16 protein-coding genes are annotated in these 17561 nt (G+C 67.5%); 10 read left to right on the forward strand and 6 right to left on the reverse strand.

Annotation, left to right across the window (positions count from 1 at the left end; translation table 11 throughout):
• The first annotated feature begins 20 nt into the window (after positions 1 to 20).
• From GGR25_RS20025 to GGR25_RS20035, 3 genes are read left to right on the forward strand one after another with little or no spacing between them, the layout of a single operon-like run.
• Positions 21 to 869: a DeoR/GlpR family DNA-binding transcription regulator gene (locus GGR25_RS20025; protein ID WP_183400640.1), complete on the forward strand. Its 849-nt coding sequence runs from the start codon at positions 21 to 23 to the stop codon at positions 867 to 869.
• 48 nt (positions 870 to 917) lie between these two features.
• Positions 918 to 1718, forward strand: a complete 801-nt coding sequence (locus GGR25_RS20030; RefSeq protein ID WP_183400641.1) for a BtpA/SgcQ family protein — start codon at positions 918 to 920, stop codon at positions 1716 to 1718.
• A gap of 7 nt (positions 1719 to 1725) precedes the next feature.
• On the forward strand, positions 1726 to 3222 hold the full coding sequence (locus tag GGR25_RS20035; RefSeq protein WP_183400642.1) for an FGGY-family carbohydrate kinase: 1497 nt from the start codon (positions 1726 to 1728) through the stop codon (positions 3220 to 3222).
• 42 nt (positions 3223 to 3264) lie between these two features.
• Here GGR25_RS20035 and GGR25_RS20040 read toward each other — a convergent pair whose 3' ends face one another.
• Positions 3265 to 3489, reverse strand: coding sequence for a hypothetical protein (locus GGR25_RS20040; RefSeq protein ID WP_183400643.1), 225 nt, complete (start codon positions 3487 to 3489; stop codon positions 3265 to 3267).
• A gap of 348 nt (positions 3490 to 3837) precedes the next feature.
• On the opposite strand from GGR25_RS20040, the gene GGR25_RS20045 reads away from it, so the two are divergent.
• Positions 3838 to 4248, forward strand: coding sequence for a DoxX family protein (locus GGR25_RS20045; RefSeq protein ID WP_183400644.1), 411 nt, complete (start codon positions 3838 to 3840; stop codon positions 4246 to 4248).
• Here GGR25_RS20045 and GGR25_RS20050 read toward each other — a convergent pair.
• Positions 4227 to 4424 carry a heavy-metal-associated domain-containing protein gene (locus tag GGR25_RS20050; RefSeq protein WP_183400645.1) on the reverse strand — a complete coding sequence of 66 codons (198 nt, stop codon included), beginning with the start codon at positions 4422 to 4424 and terminating at the stop codon, positions 4227 to 4229. The two genes, GGR25_RS20045 and GGR25_RS20050, sit on opposite strands and share 22 nt — an antisense overlap.
• 145 nt (positions 4425 to 4569) lie before the next feature.
• Between GGR25_RS20050 and GGR25_RS20055 the strand changes: the two genes are divergently transcribed.
• Positions 4570 to 6855: a heavy metal translocating P-type ATPase gene (locus GGR25_RS20055; protein ID WP_183400646.1), complete on the forward strand. Its 2286-nt coding sequence runs from the start codon at positions 4570 to 4572 to the stop codon at positions 6853 to 6855.
• Positions 6852 to 7295: a Cu(I)-responsive transcriptional regulator gene (gene cueR / locus GGR25_RS20060; RefSeq protein WP_183400647.1), complete on the forward strand. Its 444-nt coding sequence runs from the start codon at positions 6852 to 6854 to the stop codon at positions 7293 to 7295. The genes GGR25_RS20055 and cueR overlap by 4 nt, the downstream gene beginning before the upstream one ends.
• On the opposite strand, the gene GGR25_RS20065 is transcribed toward cueR, so the two are convergent.
• Positions 7282 to 8049: an SDR family NAD(P)-dependent oxidoreductase gene (locus GGR25_RS20065; RefSeq protein WP_183400648.1), complete on the reverse strand. Its 768-nt coding sequence runs from the start codon at positions 8047 to 8049 to the stop codon at positions 7282 to 7284. The genes cueR and GGR25_RS20065 overlap by 14 nt on opposite strands.
• Before the next feature lie 142 nt (positions 8050 to 8191).
• Here GGR25_RS20065 and GGR25_RS20070 point away from each other — a divergent pair, with 142 nt between their 5' ends.
• Positions 8192 to 9013, forward strand: a complete 822-nt coding sequence (locus GGR25_RS20070) for an inositol monophosphatase family protein (RefSeq protein ID WP_183400649.1) — start codon at positions 8192 to 8194, stop codon at positions 9011 to 9013.
• Here the strand turns inward: GGR25_RS20070 and GGR25_RS20075 are convergent.
• The 3 genes from GGR25_RS20075 to GGR25_RS20085 form a co-directional block, all read right to left on the reverse strand.
• Positions 8983 to 9858, reverse strand: coding sequence for a glycerophosphodiester phosphodiesterase (locus tag GGR25_RS20075; RefSeq protein ID WP_183400650.1), 876 nt, complete (start codon positions 9856 to 9858; stop codon positions 8983 to 8985). The two genes, GGR25_RS20070 and GGR25_RS20075, sit on opposite strands and share 31 nt — an antisense overlap.
• Positions 9859 to 9930: 72 nt before the next feature.
• A complete protein-coding gene (gene iolG, locus GGR25_RS20080; protein WP_183400651.1) occupies positions 9931 to 10926 on the reverse strand; it encodes an inositol 2-dehydrogenase in 996 nt (331 codons plus the stop codon).
• A 25-nt stretch (positions 10927 to 10951) separates the two neighbouring features.
• Positions 10952 to 12073, reverse strand: coding sequence for a Gfo/Idh/MocA family protein (locus tag GGR25_RS20085; protein WP_183400652.1), 1122 nt, complete (start codon positions 12071 to 12073; stop codon positions 10952 to 10954).
• A 208-nt stretch (positions 12074 to 12281) separates the two neighbouring features.
• On the opposite strand from GGR25_RS20085, the gene GGR25_RS20090 reads away from it, so the two are divergent.
• From GGR25_RS20090 to iolD, 3 genes are all read left to right on the forward strand, one after another.
• Positions 12282 to 13124, forward strand: a complete 843-nt coding sequence (locus tag GGR25_RS20090; RefSeq protein WP_183400653.1) for a MurR/RpiR family transcriptional regulator — start codon at positions 12282 to 12284, stop codon at positions 13122 to 13124.
• Positions 13125 to 13292: 168 nt separating this feature from the next.
• Positions 13293 to 15221, forward strand: coding sequence for a bifunctional 5-dehydro-2-deoxygluconokinase/5-dehydro-2-deoxyphosphogluconate aldolase (locus GGR25_RS20095; RefSeq protein ID WP_183400654.1), 1929 nt, complete (start codon positions 13293 to 13295; stop codon positions 15219 to 15221).
• Positions 15222 to 15679: 458 nt separating this feature from the next.
• Positions 15680 to 17527, forward strand: a complete 1848-nt coding sequence (gene iolD, locus GGR25_RS20100) for a 3D-(3,5/4)-trihydroxycyclohexane-1,2-dione acylhydrolase (decyclizing) (RefSeq protein ID WP_183400655.1) — start codon at positions 15680 to 15682, stop codon at positions 17525 to 17527.
• The last annotated feature ends 34 nt before the right edge of the window (positions 17528 to 17561 follow it).

The following is a 17561-nucleotide window of genomic DNA, read 5'->3' on the forward strand; positions in this document are numbered from 1 at the left end:
GAACGTCGGAGGCTGAGACCATGGCTGACGACCTTCCAAGTTATGACGCGACGATCGGTTTTGGCCGCATGCCGGCCGGAGCGCGCCAATCCTTGATTCTCGACGTCGTGGAGATGGACGGTTTCGTCTCCGTCTCCCAGATCGCTGCCAATCTCAACGTATCGGAGATGACGATCCGTCGCGACCTCGTGGCGCTGGAGGAGCGCGGCCTGCTGGCGCGCACCCATGGCGGCGCCGTCTCGGCGGCGACCAGCCCGCGCGAGGTGTTCGACCTCGAAGAGCCCGCCTTCAAGCGCCGGCGCCATCGCAATGCCCGCGAGAAGGCGGCCATCGCCACCGCCGCGGCGCTGCTGATCGGTCCGAGCGAGACGATCGGACTCGATGTCGGCACATCGACGCTCTCGCTGGCCGAATCGATCGTCGAGCGCGGCGACCTCCGCGTCTTCACCAATTCGCTGCGCGCCGCGATGGTCCTGTCCGCCTCGAAGAGCCCCGTCTATGTGCTCGGCGGCGAGGTGCGCAATCCCGAGCAGTCGGTGGTCGGTTCGCGCGCCGTCGGCGAACTCGCGAACTACAATCTCGATCGCGTCTTCATCGGCGTGTCGGGCCTGATCGAGGCCGGCTTCTTCGATTATTCGATCGAGGATACCGAGGTGAAGCGCGCCTTCATCGAACGCGCAGGACAGACCGTGATCCTGTGCGATTCCTCGAAATTCGATCATCGGTCTCTGGCGCGGGTCTGCGACCTCGCCGGCGCCCAGATCCTCATAACCGACGCGCCCCCGCCGCCGCACCTCGCCCAGGCGCTGCAAACGGCGCGTGTCGAGGTCATTGTCGCCGGCGTCGCTGCGGAGCGCCGGACCGGCTAGTCAATCGGGGTCGCCGGACGGCGCGGTCCCGCAATGGAGATGAAGCGTATGGTTTTCGATTTCTTCGGCGATCGCCGCAAGGTCGTGGTCGGCATGGTTCATATCGGCGCCCTTCCCGGCACGCCGCTTTATGACGCCGATGGCGGCATGGAGAAGCTGATCGCCGATGCCGCAAGCGACATCGAGAAGCTGCAGGCCGGCGGCGTTCATGCCGTGATGTTCGGCAACGAGAATGATCGCCCCTATGTGTTCAAGGCGAGCCCCGCGACACTGGCGGCGATGACCGCGGTCGTCACCGCGCTGAAGCCGATGCTGAAGATCCCCTTCGGCGTCAATTATCTCTGGGATCCGACCGGCTCGGTCGCCATCGCCTGCGCGACCGGCGCCTCCTTCGCCCGCGAGATCTTCACCGGCCTCTTCGCCTCCGACATGGGCCTGTGGCAGCCGAATGCGGCCGAGGCGCTGCGCCTGCGCCGTGACCTCGGCCGGCCGGACCTCAAGCTGCTGTTCAACATCAACGCCGAATTCGCCCACTCGCTCGATCAGCGCCCGATCGCGCTCCGCGCCAAGAGCGCCGTCTTCTCCTCGCTGGCGGACGCAATCCTGGTCTCGGGCCCGATCACCGGCCAGCCGGCCGCCACCTCGGATTTGAAGGCGGTGCGCGAGGTGATCGACACGGTGCCGGTCTTCGCCAATACCGGCGTGCGGCTGGAAAATGTCCGCGACGTGCTGTCAATCGCCGACGGCGCCATCGTCGGGACCTCGTTCAAGGTCGACGGCAACACCTGGAACCCCATCGACGGGGACCGGGTGAAGCGCTTCATGGATGTCGTCGCGAGCATCGCGTGAAAACGCCATGACCGCGCGCGACACCGTCATCGGCCTCGACATCGGCACCACCTCGACGATCGGCATCGCCGTGCGCATGCCGGGCGACATCCTGCATGTCGCCTCGCGTCCGGTCACGCTCTCCTCCCCGCGCCCCGGTTGGGCCGAGGAGGACCCGGAGGAATGGTGGGCGAACAGCGTCGCGATCCTGCGCGAGATCACGGCGACGCTCCCCGGCGGCACGGATTCGCTCGCCGGGCTCTGCGTGACCGGCATGCTGCCGGCCGTGGTGCTGCTGGATGAAAGCGGCGCCGTCCTGCGGCCGAGCATCCAGCAGAGCGACGGCCGCGTTTCCGACGAGGTCGACGCGCTCAAGGCGGAGCTCGACGAGGCGGCGTTCCTGAAGCGCACCGGCAATGGCGTGAACCAGCAGCTTGTCGCGACCAAGCTGCGCTGGCTGGCGAAGCACGAACCGGCAATCTTCGCCCGGATCGCGACCGTGTTCGGCTCCTATGACTATATCAACTACCGCCTGACCGGCCGACGCGCGGTGGAGCAGAACTGGGCGCTCGAAGCCGGGTTCACGGATGTCGCCACCGACCGGATCGCGCCGGACCTCGTCGCACTCGGCGGCATCCCGGCATCCGCCGTTCCGGACCGGACTGTGACGCATGAACAGATGGGCACCGTCTCCGCCGAGTCCGCCGCAGCGACGGGCCTGCCGGAAGGGCTTCCGATCTATGGCGGGGCCGCCGACCATATCGCCTCGGCGCTCGCCGCGGGCATAGCGCGTCCCGGCGATATCCTGCTGAAGTTCGGTGGCGCCGGCGACATCGTCGTCGCAGCGGATCATGCCGCGCCAGATCCGCGCCTCTATCTCGACTACCACCTCGTGCCCGGCGTCTATGCTCCGAATGGCTGCATGGCGGCATCGGGCTCGGCGCTCAACTGGCTTGCCGCCCTGATTGGCGAGACGCAGAGCGTCGAGCGCCCGCATGTCGCGCTGGACATGCTGGCCGCCGAGGTGCCGCCGGGGAGCGACGGGCTGATCTGCCTGCCCTATTTCCTCGGCGAGAAGACCCCGATCCACGATCCGCTCGCCCGCGGCACGTTCATCGGGCTGACGCTGACGCATGGCCGCGGCCATCTGTGGCGGTCGCTGCTCGAGGCGATCGCCTATGGCTTCCGGCATCATCTCGACGTGCTGCTCGACATGGGCCACACGCCCGAGCGCCTGTTCGCTTCGGATGGCGGCACACGCAGCCGGGTCTGGATGCAGATCGTGGCGGATGTCGTCGGCATGCCGCTGCAGCTGCTCGACAACCCGCACGGCTCGTCCGTGGGGGCGGCCTGGGTCGCCGCGATTGGCAGCGGGCTCAGCGACGATTGGTCGGGCGTCAGCGCCCTCGCCCGTCTCGGCGATCTCGTCATTCCGAACGAGGCCAATCGGCAGGTCTATGATGCGGGCTATCGGCGCTATCGGGCCTCGTACGAGGCCCTGAAGCCGATCTTCGCAATGGCTTGAAACAGGAAAAGCCGGCGCCGCGAGGCGCCGGCTTGTCGGTGATCAGTTTGCCTTGGTGGTGCCGGCCTTCGCCTTTTGCGAGGGCGACAGCTCCGACGGCTTGACCTCTGCGCCGGTGATGCCCGATCCCGGTTGCACGACGCTCAGCGGATCGGATGTCGGGAACGAATCATTGAGCTCGCCGTCCAGCTTGGTGTCGTCGCGCTGGCGCGCCTGACGCGCGGCGCGGCCGGGGACGACGGCATTCAGAATCTGATCGATGACCATGATATCCTCCTGCACCGGGAGTGGTGTCGAAGGTTCAAGTCGCGACACCCGCAATCGTTCCTCGGCCCGACGCACGATCGCGCACTGAGACCAGGGAACAAGCACCGCCTCCGCGCATTGGCTCTTCGATGCACCGCGCGTCAACCGGACGTGGCGGCAAGGGGAACGGGGCGATTTTTCCGGTTTCTCGCCTCGGCCAACGAAACGGCAGCCGAGCCCCTGTCCCGCCCGCGGCGCATCACCTCTCCCGATCCTGCGCAGTCCTGATCGCCCGATCGTGACGCGCAGCAAGGCGCTGGTGCGCTATGCTCCGGGGGCTCTCGCAAGAGCTTGGACGGAGGATGGACGATGATGACCTTCCTCGAACGCTGGCAGCCGCATTGCCTCGCAGCGCTCCGGATCGTCGCGGCGTTGCTCTTCATCGAGCACGGCACGTCGAAGCTCTGGGGCTGGCCCTATGTCGACGGCCTCAGCAACCTGCCGCCCTTCACCCTGTTCTGGACCGCCGGCGTCATCGAGATCGTCGGCGGCGTGCTGCTCCTGCTCGGCCTTTTCACCCGGCCCGCGGCGTTCATCCTCTCCGGCGAGATGGCGGTCGCCTATTTCATGGAGCACCTGCCGATCGATTTCTTCCCGATCCGCAATCAGGGCGACGCGCCGATCCTGTTCTGCTTCGTGTTCCTGTATCTCGCCGCCGCGGGACCGGGCGCCTTCAGCCTGGACGGGCTCCGGCGTGCTCAGGCGAGCGCGGACTCATAGCCCACAGCATCGAGCGCCTGGCGGATTGCCTCGGCCCCGGCCGAGCTTTCGACCCGCACCGATTTGGCACCGAGATCGGCAGCGACCGTCGCCTTGGGATCGACCGCATGAACGGCCCTCTCGATCGTCGCGACGCAATGGCCGCAGGACATGTCGGGTACGTTGAGAACGAGCATGAAGATCTCCTTCGATTGGATCGACCAGAAGATGGCCCTTCCAACGATGGAAAGGTCAAGAGGATGAAACCTCCGATCCCGCCCTTGACCTTCCCATGATGGGAAGCTCTATCTAGGGTGCGTTCCCGAACAAGGAGGCGCGTCCATGTCCCGTCATGCCCATCCCGAACAGCTCACCAAAGCCGAGCCGATCGACCTTTCGATCGAGGGCATGAGCTGCGCCTCCTGCGTCAGCCGGGTCGAGAAGGCGCTGAAGAAGGTGCCCGGCGTCGAGAGCGCCAGCGTCAATCTGGCCACGGAGCGCGCCCGCATCGAAGGCGCGCCCGCATCGACCGAAGCGCTCCAGGCTGCGGTGCGCGCGATCGGCTACGACGCCCATGTGATCGACCACAGCCAGCCGATGCACGACCATGCGCACATGCATGACGAGGATGCGAAGCTTTTGCTTCGCGACACGATCATCGCGGCGGTGCTCACGGCCCCGATCTTCATCGTCGAGATGGGCGGGCATCTCGTCCCGGCCTTCCACCACTGGACGATGATGACGCTCGGGCCGTGGAACGGCTATCTCCAGTTCATCCTCGCGACCATCATTCTCGCCTGGCCCGGACGGCGCTTCTTCGTCTCCGGCATTCCTGCGCTGCTGCATGGCGCGCCCGAGATGAACGCGCTCGTCGCGCTCGGATCCGGCGCCGCCTGGCTGTATTCAACGGTGGCGACCTTCTTCCCCGGCGTCCTGCCCGAGGGCACGGCGAGCCTGTATTTCGAGGCGGCGGCGGTGATCGTCACGCTGATCCTGCTCGGACGGCTTCTGGAGGCGCGCGCCAAGGGCCGTACCGGCGCGGCGATCAGCAAGTTGATCAACCTCGCGCCGAAGACCGCGCGGGTCGAGCGCCATGGCGCCGAGGCCGACATCCCGATCGACGCGGTTCAGGTTGGCGACCGCATCATCGTCCGGCCAGGCGAGCGCATTCCCGTCGACGGGACGGTCGTCGAAGGCGCGTCTTTCGTAGATGAATCCATGATCTCGGGCGAGCCCGCCCCCGTCGCCAAGAAGGGCGGCGACGAGGTCGTCGGCGGCACGATCAACGGCACCGGGAGCCTGGTGTTCCGCGCTGATAAGGTTGGCGCGGATACGCTGCTCGCCGAAATCGTGCGCATGGTCCAGGCCGCACAGGGCGCGAAGCTCCCGATCCAGGCTCTGGTCGACCGCGTCACCGGCTGGTTCGTGCCGGCCGTAATGCTCGCGGCGCTCGCCACCTTCGTCGCCTGGCTCGTCTTCGGCCCCGCTCCGGCCCTGCCGCTCGCGCTCGTCAATGCGGTCGCGGTGCTGATCATCGCCTGCCCCTGCGCCATGGGCCTCGCGACGCCGGTCTCGATCATGGTGGCGACGGGCCGCGCGGCCGAGCTCGGCCTGTTCTTCCGCAAGGGTGACGCGCTGCAGGCTCTGCGCGAGGCGCATGTCGTGGCGCTCGACAAGACCGGCACGCTGACGGCGGGACGTCCGGCGTTGACCGATCTCGAACCGGCCGACGACTTCGACCGCGCCGGCGTGCTGCGCCTCGTTGCCAGCGCCGAGCAGCGCTCGGAGCACCCGTCGGCCAAGGCGATCGTCGCGGCGGCGGAAGCGGACGGCATTCAGCTTGCCGCACCCGCTGACTTCCAGGCGGTAGCCGGATTTGGGGTCTCGGCGACCGTCGACGGGCGCACGGTCGCGATCGGCGCCGATCGTTACATGACAACGCTCGGCATCGACACCAGCGCGCTCGCGGCGAGCGCCGCCCGCCTCGCGAGCGAAGGCAAGTCACCGCTCTTCGCCGCCATCGATGGCCGTCTCGCGGCCATCCTCGCCGTCGCCGACCCGATCAAGCCGACGACGCCCGCGGCGCTCGCGGCGCTCCGGGGTGCCGGCCGGCGCATCGTCATGATCACCGGCGACAACCGGACGACGGCCGAGGCGATCGCTCGGCAGATCGGCGTCGACGAGGTCGTGGCCGAGGTCCTGCCCGACGGCAAGGTGGCGGCGGTCGAGAAGCTGAAGGCCGGCGGCAAGGTCGCCTTCGTCGGTGACGGCATCAACGACGCACCCGCGCTCGCGGCAGCCGATGTCGGCATCGCCATCGGGACGGGCACGGACGTGGCGATCGAAAGCGCGGATGTCGTGCTGATGTCGGGCGATCTTCAGGGCGTCGCCAAGGCGATCGAGCTCTCGGACGCGACGATGCGCAACATCGCGCAGAACCTGTTCTGGGCGTTCTTCTACAACATCATCCTGATCCCGGTCGCGGCCGGCGCCCTCTATCCGGCCTTCGGCCTGCTGCTTTCGCCGATGCTCGGCGCGGGCGCCATGGCGCTCTCCAGCGTCTTCGTCGTCGGCAATGCGCTGCGCCTCCGCCGCTTTCACCCCGCAGGACAGGGAGCAACCGCATGAATATCGGCGAAGCGGCGAGCGCCTCTGGCGTCTCCGCCAAGATGATCCGCTACTACGAGCAGATCGACCTGATCCCGCCGGCCGGACGGACGGAAGCCGGCTACCGGATCTATGACGAAGACGCGATCGCGACGCTGCGCTTCATCCGCCGCGCGCGCGACCTCGGCTTCTCCGTCGAGGAAATGGCGGCGCTCCTCGCGCTCTGGCGGGACAAGAACCGGGCGAGCGCGGAGGTAAAGCGGATCGCGGAAGATCATGTCGCCGACATCGAGCGGCGCATCCGCGAATTGCAGGGCATGGCGAACACGCTGCGCCACCTCGCCAGCCATTGCCATGGCGACCACCGGCCCGACTGCCCGATCCTCGAGGACATCTCGGAGGGCGAAGCGGCGCCGGCCCTGCAGCCGCCCTCTCAGAGGACCGGCTTCAGGCGGCGGTGAAGCCATTGTCGACGAAGAGGTGGGTGCCGTTGACGAAGCTCGCCTCGTCGCTCGCCAGGAAGAGAACGGCGCGGGCGACCTCCTCCGGCTCGCAGATGCGGCCCTGTTGCGCGGCCAGCGCCGCATCCGAGACGTCGACGCCGTAGCGCATCAATTCGCTGACCTCGCGATTGCCGTGCGGCGTGCGCACGAAGCCGGGACAGACGGCGTTGCAGCGGATGTTGCGGTCGCGGAACTCGACCGCGATCGCCCGCGCGAACATGTGGCAGGCGCCCTTGGTCGTGTCATAGAGCACCTCCATCGGCGTCGCCGCCACCGCCGAGATCGAGGAGGTGCAGACGATCGACCCGCCGCCGCCCGCGATCATGTGCGGCAAGACCGCCTTGGTCATCAGGAACATGCTCTTCACATTGATGGCCGTCAGGCGGTCCCATTCCTCCTCCGTGGTCTCGAGGAACGGCTTGATGACGATCGAGCCGGCATGATTGAACAGCACGTCGATCCGCCCGAACTGCGCGATGACCCGCTCGACGGCATCCGCGACGTCGCTGGCGAAGGAGACATCCGCCGGCACATGGATCGCCGTGCCGCCGGCGGCGACGATCTCGCCGACGATCGCCTCCGCCGCTTCGGCATTGCGATCGACGATCGCGACGCGGGCGCCCTCCTGGGCAAAGAGGCGCGACGTCGCCCCGCCCATGCCGGTTGCCCCGCCCGAAATCAGCGCCACCTTGCCTTCAAGCCGTCCCGCCATCGTCTTCTCCCCCGCGCGTGTGTCGGATCGATATCGACACGCCGAAGCCGCGCAGGCAACGACCAAATGTCGCGATCGGCGGCCGTAGCCGAACTGTCATCGCTTGGGTCTATTGCGGGCGGACGCCAGCCGGAGGCCCGCCATGCAGCAGCGACTGACCGATCTTCTCGCCATCGACGCCATCGCGCCGAGCCCCGTCACCCGCGCGATGCTCGCGGCCGCGATCGCCGGTGCTGAGGCGATCGGCCCGCTGCGGCAGCGCTTTGAGCGCGCCAATATCACGCTGAAAGGCGCGCGCGACCTGCAGACGGCAGCCGACATCGCCTCGGAACGCGCGATCACGGCGCGGCTTCAGGCCGACTTTCCCGGCCATGCAATCCGCGGCGAGGAGGGAACGGCGATCGATGGTTCGGAAGGCGAATTCCTGGTCGATCCGATCGACGGCACGACGAATTTCGCCTTCGGCATGCCCTTCTTCGGCATCTGCATCGCGCTGCGCCGCGGCGGCGAAACCGTCGCCGGCGTCGTGCTCGATCCCTCGCTCGGCGAGGCCTTCGTCGCCGAGACGGGCAAAGGCGCCTTTCTGAACGGCACGCGCCTCGCCACAATCCGGCATGTCGCGCCAGACGAGGCGCTGATCGGCGCCAGCCTGCCGGTTCCCGGCCAGCTCCGCAGCATTCCGGTCGAGACCTATCACACCGCACTCCGCTCGGTGATGGACACAGCGACGGGCGTGCGGCGGCTGGGTTCGGCGGCGCTGAGCCTTTGTTATGTCGCCGCGGGCCGGCATGATGCCTTCTTCGAGGACGGCCTGTCGCCGCACGACTATGCCGCGGCTGCCCTGATCGTGACGGAGGCCGGCGGCCTCGTCACCGGCTTTTCCGGCGCGCCGGTCGACGCGCGCGGCGCCGTGCTCGCCGGCAATCCGTCGCTTCACCCCTGGCTCGTCTCGCTCCTCGCATAGAGCGCGGCGAGCGCGATCGGCTCGTCGGTCGTGATCTGGTCGACGCCGAGGGCGACGAGCGTGCGCAGCGTGCCGCCGGCATAGGGCTCGCGCGTGTTGAGCGTATAGGCATCGATCAGCCGGCCGGCGTCCTGGAAGGCGTGCACGATGTTGAAGCCGAGCGTCGCCGCCTTCAGGATCAGCGGATATTCGAGATAGATGGTCGTGGCCTGCGGCGCGCGGGCGAGCGCCTCAGCGACAAAGGCGTCGAAGGCGGAGCGCTCGACGAGCCGCTCGATCACCCCGCCATGGCAAGGATCATAACCGGTCGCGAGCCCCGGCGTCGCGGCGGCGAGCCGGCTGACCGCCTCGAAATCCCCGCCGGACAGCACGAAGCGGCCGGCAACCGGCGCAACGACCGCCCCGAACCGCGCGGCAATCGCCGCGTCGATCGCATCGGCGCCGACCTTGAGGTCGAGCTGGATGAGCGCACCCGGCTCGGCCGCGCTGGCGGCGCCCTCCGCCAGATCTTCCAGCAGCATCAGCGCCTGATCCGTCGCCGCTCCATCGGGAGCGCGCATGCGCAGCGTGCGGATCGTCTCGACGCGCGCCTCGCGGACAGGGCCGTGACCGGTCGTCTCGCGGTCGAGCGTCTCGTCATGCAGCACGACGAATCCGCCCTCCCCGTGCAATTGCAGGTCGATCTCGGCCGAGGCCCCAAGGGCAAGCGCCTCGGCGAGGATCGCAGGCGTGAACGGGATATCGCCGGCGCGCCGCTTCATGCGGTGCCATTTGAGGCGCACGACATGATCGTGCGCATGAATCGCGACGCCGTCTATGTCGGGCTGAGAGGTTTCGTCGGTCATGCCGCCCTTCCCTGATTGGAGCGGGCGGACCCTATTGGCGTGGAGTGACAGCCCCGTGAAGCCGCAAGTGGATCACAGCGCCACGTCGACGACGCGCTTCTCCCGCGCCGAGGTCAGCGCCGCATCGGCAAGCAGCAGCGCCTTGAGGCCGTCTTCGCCCGACGGCGAGATCGGACCGCCCTGCTCTACCGCGGCGACAAAGGCCTGGATTTCCGCGCGATAGGCCTCGGTGTAGCGCGTCATGAAGAAGTTGAGCAGCGGCTCCCGCCGATAGCCATCGGCGCCGGCCACCTCGACATTGGTCGCGCGGACATTCTCGGCGCTGACCAGACCCTTCGAGCCATGCGCCTCGATGCGCTGGTCATAGCCATAGCTGGCGCGGCGCGAGTTCGAGATCTGCGCGATCCGCCCCGATCTTGTCGTCAGCACGATCGAGGCGCTGTCATAATCCCCGAGCGCGCCGATCTCCGGATCGACCAGGACCGAGGCGCTGGCATAGACGGTGACGGGCTCCTCACCGAGCAGGAAGCGGGCGATGTCGAAATCATGGATGGTCATGTCGCGGAAGATGCCGCCGGACCGCTTGATATAGTCGGCCGGCGGGGCGCCCGGATCGCGGGACGTGATCGAGACCATCTCGACCGAGCCGATCGCACCCGCATCGATCTGCCGGCGCACCTCGGCGAAGTTCGGATCGAAACGGCGATTGAAGCCGACCATCAGCTTGGCGCCGGTTTCGGCGACCACGGCGAGGCAGGAGCGGACGCGCGCGACGTCGAGATCGATCGGCTTCTCGCAGAAGATCGCCTTGTCAGCCCTTGCCGCCCGCTCGATCATGGCGGCGTGCAGATCGGTCGGCGTGGTGATCAGGACCGCGTCGATATCGGACGCGTCCATGATCGCATCGACGCTGCGCACCTCCGCGCCGGCGCTCGCCGCCAGAGCGGCGGCCGCGTCGGGGAAGGCGTCGGCGACGGCGATGAGCCGCGCGCGGGGGTTTGCGGCGATTGCCTCCGCATGCACCTTGCCGATGCGCCCGGCGCCGAGCAGGCCCAGTCTGACGGTCATGTTTCCCTCCCGGAAAGATCGAATATTATGAATGGTTTACATCGACCCACCCGCCCGACGCGAACGAGCGCGCCATGGCGTCGACGGTTCGCTCGATCGAAAGGCCGGTCTCGAAATCGATGAGATGCGCCGGCTCCCCGGCGATGGCGCGCAGGATCGCGCGCGCCTCGATCACCTTGAGATCGTTGAAGCCGAGGCCATGGCCGGGCGCGACGACGAAGCGGCCATAGGGCGGATGCGACGGCCCCATGAGAATGGTCCGGAAGCCCTGCGATGCGGGAGCTCCCCGCGCCTCATAGATCTGGAGCTCGTTCATCCGCTCCTGGTCGAACAGGATCGTGCCCTCTGACCCAAACACCTGCAGCGCGATGCGGCCCTTTCGGCCCCAGGCGGACCGGCTGAGCTGGATCGTGCCGCCGACGCCATTCTCCAATCGAAACAGGATGTTGGCGATATCCGCCGTCTCGACGGGACGCGCTGTTCCATCCTCCACGCGCCGCGTCGGATAGGGCTTCGCCATGTCGGTGACGACACGGGCGACGCGGCCGAAGAAGACGGTCAGCAGCGAGAGCGGATGAACGCCGAAATCATCGAGCGCGCCATGACCGGACCCGGCGGCGCTTTTCCAGCCGAACGGCGCCGCCGCATCGGCCATGAAGTCTTCGTCCATCTCGATGCGGATCTGGTTGACCGTGCCGATCGAACCGGAATCCACCAGCGATTTCATATGGTTGAGCGCCGGATTCTGGATGTAGTTGTAGCCGAGCGCCGTCACCTGCGCGGATCGGCGCGCCGCTTCCGCCATGGCCTCGGCATCGCCGAGTGCTGTCGCCATCGGCTTCTCGCACCAGACATGCTTGCCTGCTTCCAGCGCCGCGATTGCCATTTCGGCATGGAAGGCGTTCGGCGTGGTGATCGAGACGATGTCGACCTCGGGGTCGGCGATCAGCGCGCGCCAGTCGCCGCTCGCCCTGGCGAAGCCGAACTCCGCCGCCTTGCGCGCAGCCAAATCATCCGTGATTTCAGCAAGATGGACGAGGTGCGGCCGCGCCACGTCGCCAAAGGTCGGCGCCACTGCGTTCCAGGCGAGCGCATGGCACTTGCCCATATAGCCGGTCCCGATCAGGCCGACGCCGAGTGACTTCATGCCGCCTTCTCCGATCGAACCGAGCTAACCTTCGCAGTCGATTTTAATAAGCCAGACTTATAAAAACCTGGACCATCGCCCCCAGACCGCCGCCACCGGCGCCCCAATGGAATGAATTGACCGCTCGCGGAATGTCTGGAACATTTATTTCGCATCTCGCAGAGCCGTCAAGCGATGTCGCCGCGACGGCCGGGCGCAGGAACCATGGATGACGGACGAGACCGGGACGGCAGCGCCGCGTGACTTCTGGACGCTGCGCAATCTGATCGTGACGCGCAAGGACGCGCTGCCGAAGCGGCTGGCGCAGGTCGCCCTCTATGCCATGGCGAGCCCGGACGACATCGCCTTCGGCACCGCCGCCTCGATCGCCGAGAAGGCCGCGGTCCAGCCCTCGACCCTCGTCCGCTTCGCCCAGGCCTTCGGCTATCAGGGCTTTTCGGAACTGCAGGAGGTGTTTCGTGACCGGCTGCGCGACCGGCCTTCCACCTATGACGAGCGGCTGTCGCAGCTCCGCGCACATAAGGATGGCGGCTCGAAGACGGAGCGCCTGCTCGCCGGCTTTTGCGACGCGGCGGAGCGCTCCGTGGGCTCGCTCCGCGAGCGGATCGATGCGCGCCAGATCGAGGCGGCGGTTGCATTCCTGGCGCGCGCCGAGACGATCTATCTGATCGGCCAGCGCCGTTCCTTCCCGGTGACCAGCTATATGAGCTACGCCTTCGGCAAGCTCGGCGTGAAGACGGTCCTCGTCGGCTCGGCCCAGGGCACCGACCCCGAGACGCTGGCCTTCGCCGGACCGCGCGACGCGGCCATCGCGATCTCGTTCACGCCCTATGCCTCGGCGACGCTCGCGCAGGCACGCCAAGTCTCAGATCAGGGCACCCCGCTCGTCGTGATCACCGACAGCCCGTTCAGCCCGCTCGTGCCGAAGCTCGGCGTCTGGTTCGAAGTCGTCGAGGCCGACTATGAGGGCTTCCGCTCGCTCTCGGCGAGCCTCGCGCTCGCGATGACGCTGACCGTCGCCGTCGCGGAGGTCAGGCGACAGGATGGATAGATCATTCCGGATTGACGATATTGTGGAACCTATGTTTCATTCCGCTCCACTGATCGCGCCCGCTTACAAGAGGCGGGCGCGCGTGAGCCGTGTTCGCCCGAAGGCCGCCATTGGCGAAACGAGCGGGACGAACGGGCTCGTTTGCGGAATGATCCGGAGGAGATGACGATGAACGACGCCAGCGGAGGGAACCGGACGCTCGACGTCATCACGATCGGACGTTCCTCCGTCGACCTCTATGGCCAGCAGATCTGGTCCCGGCTCGAGGACATCGCCTCCTTCGCGAAGTCGGTCGGCGGCTGCCCCTCCAACATAGCGATCGGGACCGCGCGGCTCGGACTCAGGTCCGGAGTCGTCACCCGGGTCGGCGACGAGCAGATGGGTCGCTTCATCCGCGAGCAGATGGCGCGCGAGGGCGTATCGACCGCGGGCATCGCCACCGACAAGGAACGGCTCACCGCGCTTGTGCTTCTCGCCGTCGAGGACGAGGGCGTCTCGCCGATGATCTTCTATCGCACCGATTGCGCCGACATGGCGCTTTCGGAGGCCGATATCGACGAGAGCTTCATCGCCTCGGCGCGCGCGATCGTGGTCACCGGCACGCATTTCTCCCGCGACAACACCGATGCAGCACAGCGCAAGGCTATTCGCATTGCGCGGGCCGCCGGCAGCAAGGTCGTGTTCGATATCGACTATCGGCCGAACCTCTGGGGCCTCGCCGGTCATGCCGCGGGCTTTGAGCGCTATGTGAAATCGGATCGCGTTTCGGAGCGGCTCAGAACTGTGCTGCCGGATTGCGACCTCGTCATCGGCACCGAGGAGGAAATCCGCATCGCCTCGGGCGCCGACGACGTGCTCGGCGCGCTCAAGGCCATCCGCGCTTTGACGCCGGCGACGATCGTGCTGAAGCGCGGTGCCATGGGCTGCATCGTCTATGACGGCCCGATCTCCGACGATCTCGAGGCCGGCGTGGTCGGCGATGGCTTTCCGATCGAGGTCTATAATGTGCTCGGCGCCGGCGACGCCTTCATGTCCGGCTTCCTGCGCGGCTGGCTGAAGGGTGAGGCGCTGAAGACCTGCGCGACCTGGGCCAATGCCTGCGGCGCCTTCGCGGTGTCGCGCCTTCTCTGCGCGCCGGAATATCCGACCTGGCCGGAACTGACGCATTTCCTCGAAAAGGGCAGCACGGAGCGCGCGCTGCGCAAGGATGCCGACCTCGCCCATATCCACTGGGCGACCACGCGCCGCGAGGAGAGCAACGAACTCCTCGCCTTCGCCATCGATCACCGCTCGCAGCTCGAGGCGGTCGCCGACCGGCTCGGCGTCCCGCGCCAGCGCATCGACGCGCTGAAGGCGCTCGCCGTCGAGGCGGCCGCCCGCGTCGCCAAGGGTCGGCCCGGCTTCGGCATGCTGCTCGATTCGACCTATGGCCAGAAGGCGTTTCCGCGCGCCGCCCGGGAGGGCTTCTGGATCGGCCGCCCGGTGGAGAAGCCGGGTTCGCGCCCGCTCGATTTCGACCATCTCGCCGATCTCGGCAGCCATCTCGTCGAATGGCCGGTCGGCCATACGGTGAAGTGCCTCTGCTTCTATCATCCGGACGATCCGGCCGAGCTGAAGGCGGAGCAGGAGCGGACGCTGCTCCGGCTGAACGACGCCGCGCGGACCGTGGGGCGCGAGCTTCTGGTCGAGATCATCGCCGGCAAGCACGGCCCGCTCGACGAGACGACGATCCCGCGCGTCCTGGCGCGGCTCTACGATCTCGGCATCCGCCCCGACTGGTGGAAGCTCGAACCGCAGAAGAACGTCGCGGCCTGGCGCGCGATCGAGAGCGAGATCCGCGCGCGCGACCCCTTCTGCCGCGGTATCGTCGTGCTCGGGCTGGAGGCGCCGGAACACGAACTGGTCGAGGCCTTCGCGGCGGCCGCCACCTCGCCGCTGGTCAAGGGCTTCGCCGTCGGCCGCACGATCTTCGCGGAAGCCGCCGAAGGCTGGCTCTCGGGGAAGATGAGCGACGAGGCGGCGGTGGCGGACATGGCGCGGAAATTCGAGAAGCTGGTCGCCGCATGGCGGAGCGTAAGAAGGACGGAGGCGGCGTGAGGATGCAGCGGGGAGCGGGTGCAGGCTGGCCACTCCCCGACCCTCCCCCACTTCGCGGGAGAGGGAGAAGAGCGGCGACCTCTTCCCTTGAACCCTCCCCTTGAGGGAGGGTCAAAACCGCGCAGCGGTTTTGGCGAGGGGTCGGGTTGGTGGGGCAAGTGGCGGCAGCGTTGCAGGACGGACGCCGTCATGCCGGCGAAGGCCGGCATCCATGCAGCTGTAGCGCCAGCCGCGCTCCGCCTCAGGCTGGATGGATCCCGGCGTTCGCCGGGATGACGCCAGCGAGGTGGCGGTACGGCCACCCAAGAGAAGAACGGGCAGATGCGCTGCCCCAACGCGATGATGACCGAGAGACAGCAACCCCTCCCCGAAAACGCCAAGGCGTTTTCGACCCTCCCTCAAGGGGAGGGTTCAAGGGAAGGACGGTATAGCGAGAAACGACCGGAGGAGCCGCAAGCATGACCACCATCCGCCTCACCATGGCGCAGGCGCTGGCCCGCTTCCTGACCAAGCAGATGACCGAGGTGGATGGGGAGAAGGTGCCCATCTTCGGCGGCGTGTTCGCGATCTTCGGCCATGGCAATGTCGCCGGCTTCGGCGAGGCGCTCTATGGCGTGCGCGACGAATTGCCGACCTTCCGCGCCCATAATGAGCAATCCATGGCGCATGCCGCGATCGGCTTCGCCAAGGCGAGCTTCCGCCGCCGCATGATGGCCGTGACCTCGTCGATCGGGCCAGGCGCCACCAATATGGTGACGGCGGCGGCGCTGGCGCATGTGAACCGCCTGCCCGTCCTGCTGCTCCCCGGCGATGTCTTCGCCAATCGCCGGCCGGATCCGGTGTTGCAGCAGGTCGAGAGCTTCGAGGACGGCACGGTTTCGGCCAATGACTGCTTCCGCCCGGTGTCGCGCTATTTCGACCGCATCACGCGGCCCGAGCAGATCATCCCCGCCCTGCATCGCGCCATGGCCGTGCTGACCGATCCGGCCGAATGCGGCCCGGTCACGCTGTCGCTCTGCCAGGATGTGCAGGCCGAGGCCTATGACTATCCGGAGAGCTTCTTCGACGAGCGGCTCTGGCTGCCGCGCCGCACCCGCCCGTCCGAGGACGAGCTGGCGGCCGCCGTCGCGGCGCTGCGCGGCGCGCAGAAGCCGCTGATCGTCGCCGGCGGCGGTGTGCTCTATTCCGGCGCCACCGAGGCGGTAAGGGCCTTTGCCGAGACCTATGGCATCCCGGTTTCAGAGACGCAGGCCGGCAAGTCGTCCCTTCCCGCCGCGCACCCGCTCAACATGGGCTCGATCGGCGTCACCGGCACCTCCGCCTCGAACCGCCTCGCCGAGGAAGCCGACGTCATCCTCGCCATTGGCTCGCGCCTGCAGGATTTCACCACCGGCTCCTGGGCGCTGTTCAAGAGCCGGCAGCAGACGGTGATCGGCCTCAACCCGCAGCTCTTCGACGCCACCAAGCATCGCGCCCTGCCGCTCGTCGCCGATGCGCTGGCTGGCCTCAAGGATATTTCCGCCGATCTCGGCAGCTGGCGCGCGCCGGAAAGCTGGACGCGATCGGCCAAGGAAGGCCGCGCTCAATGGTTCGTCGATGCCGACAAGGCGACGGCGCCGACCAATGCCGAACTCCCTTCCGACGGCCAGGTGATCGGCGCTGTGAACCGCGTGCTCGGCTCGGAGATGACGCTCGTCTGCGCCTCCGGCGGCTTGCCGGGCGAACTGCACAAGCTCTGGCAGGCGGGCAGCCCCGGCTCCTACCATCTCGACTATGGCTATTCGACCATGGGCTACGAGATCGCCGGCGGGCTCGGCGTCAAGATGGCGAAGCCCGACAAGGACGTCGTCGTGATGCTGGGCGACGGGTCGTATCTCATGCTGAATTCCGAGATCGCGACATCCGTCATGCTCGGCCTCAAGCTCTATATCGTCGTGCTCGACAATTCCGGCTTCGGCTGCATCAACCGGCTGCAGATGGCGACCGGCGGCGCCAACTTCAACAATCTCTTCAGGGATACGCGGCATCAGACTCTGCCCGCTATCGATTTCGCCGCCCATGCCGCGAGCCTCGGCGCGATCTCGAAGAAGGTCGCCTCCATCGCCGAGCTCGAAACGGAGCTGGAGGCGGCCAAGGGCAATGACCGCACCACCGTCCTCGTCATCGACACCGACCCGCTGATCACCACGGAAGCCGGCGGCGCCTGGTGGGACGTGGCAGTGCCCGAAGTCAGCGACCGGCCGAGCGTCAACGCCGCGCGCGAGGCCTATGAGGCAGCGATCAAGGCGCAGCGGATCGTGAATTAGAGCCGCCGATCTTCGTTACGGCGTCGCCTTCCAT

It is taken from the genome of Kaistia hirudinis, assembly GCF_014196455.1.
Taxonomy (GTDB): Bacteria; Pseudomonadota; Alphaproteobacteria; order Rhizobiales; family Kaistiaceae; genus Kaistia; species Kaistia hirudinis.

Excerpts from the sequence above, each read along its gene's own strand:
- GGR25_RS20025 (WP_183400640.1), top strand. The coding sequence starts at position 21 with ATGGCTGACGACCTTCCAAGTTATGACGCGACGATCGGTTTTGGCCGC.
- GGR25_RS20030 (WP_183400641.1), top strand. The coding sequence starts at position 918 with ATGGTTTTCGATTTCTTCGGCGATCGCCGCAAGGTCGTGGTCGGCATG.
- GGR25_RS20035 (WP_183400642.1), top strand. The coding sequence starts at position 1,726 with ATGACCGCGCGCGACACCGTCATCGGCCTCGACATCGGCACCACCTCG.
- GGR25_RS20040 (WP_183400643.1), bottom strand. The coding sequence starts at position 3,489 with ATGGTCATCGATCAGATTCTGAATGCCGTCGTCCCCGGCCGCGCCGCG.
- GGR25_RS20045 (WP_183400644.1), top strand. The coding sequence starts at position 3,838 with ATGATGACCTTCCTCGAACGCTGGCAGCCGCATTGCCTCGCAGCGCTC.
- GGR25_RS20050 (WP_183400645.1), bottom strand. The coding sequence starts at position 4,424 with ATGCTCGTTCTCAACGTACCCGACATGTCCTGCGGCCATTGCGTCGCG.
- GGR25_RS20055 (WP_183400646.1), top strand. The coding sequence starts at position 4,570 with ATGTCCCGTCATGCCCATCCCGAACAGCTCACCAAAGCCGAGCCGATC.
- cueR (WP_183400647.1), top strand. The coding sequence starts at position 6,852 with ATGAATATCGGCGAAGCGGCGAGCGCCTCTGGCGTCTCCGCCAAGATG.
- GGR25_RS20065 (WP_183400648.1), bottom strand. The coding sequence starts at position 8,049 with ATGGCGGGACGGCTTGAAGGCAAGGTGGCGCTGATTTCGGGCGGGGCA.
- GGR25_RS20070 (WP_183400649.1), top strand. The coding sequence starts at position 8,192 with ATGCAGCAGCGACTGACCGATCTTCTCGCCATCGACGCCATCGCGCCG.
- GGR25_RS20075 (WP_183400650.1), bottom strand. The coding sequence starts at position 9,858 with ATGACCGACGAAACCTCTCAGCCCGACATAGACGGCGTCGCGATTCAT.
- iolG (WP_183400651.1), bottom strand. The coding sequence starts at position 10,926 with ATGACCGTCAGACTGGGCCTGCTCGGCGCCGGGCGCATCGGCAAGGTG.
- GGR25_RS20085 (WP_183400652.1), bottom strand. The coding sequence starts at position 12,073 with ATGAAGTCACTCGGCGTCGGCCTGATCGGGACCGGCTATATGGGCAAG.
- GGR25_RS20090 (WP_183400653.1), top strand. The coding sequence starts at position 12,282 with ATGACGGACGAGACCGGGACGGCAGCGCCGCGTGACTTCTGGACGCTG.
- GGR25_RS20095 (WP_183400654.1), top strand. The coding sequence starts at position 13,293 with ATGAACGACGCCAGCGGAGGGAACCGGACGCTCGACGTCATCACGATC.
- iolD (WP_183400655.1), top strand. The coding sequence starts at position 15,680 with ATGACCACCATCCGCCTCACCATGGCGCAGGCGCTGGCCCGCTTCCTG.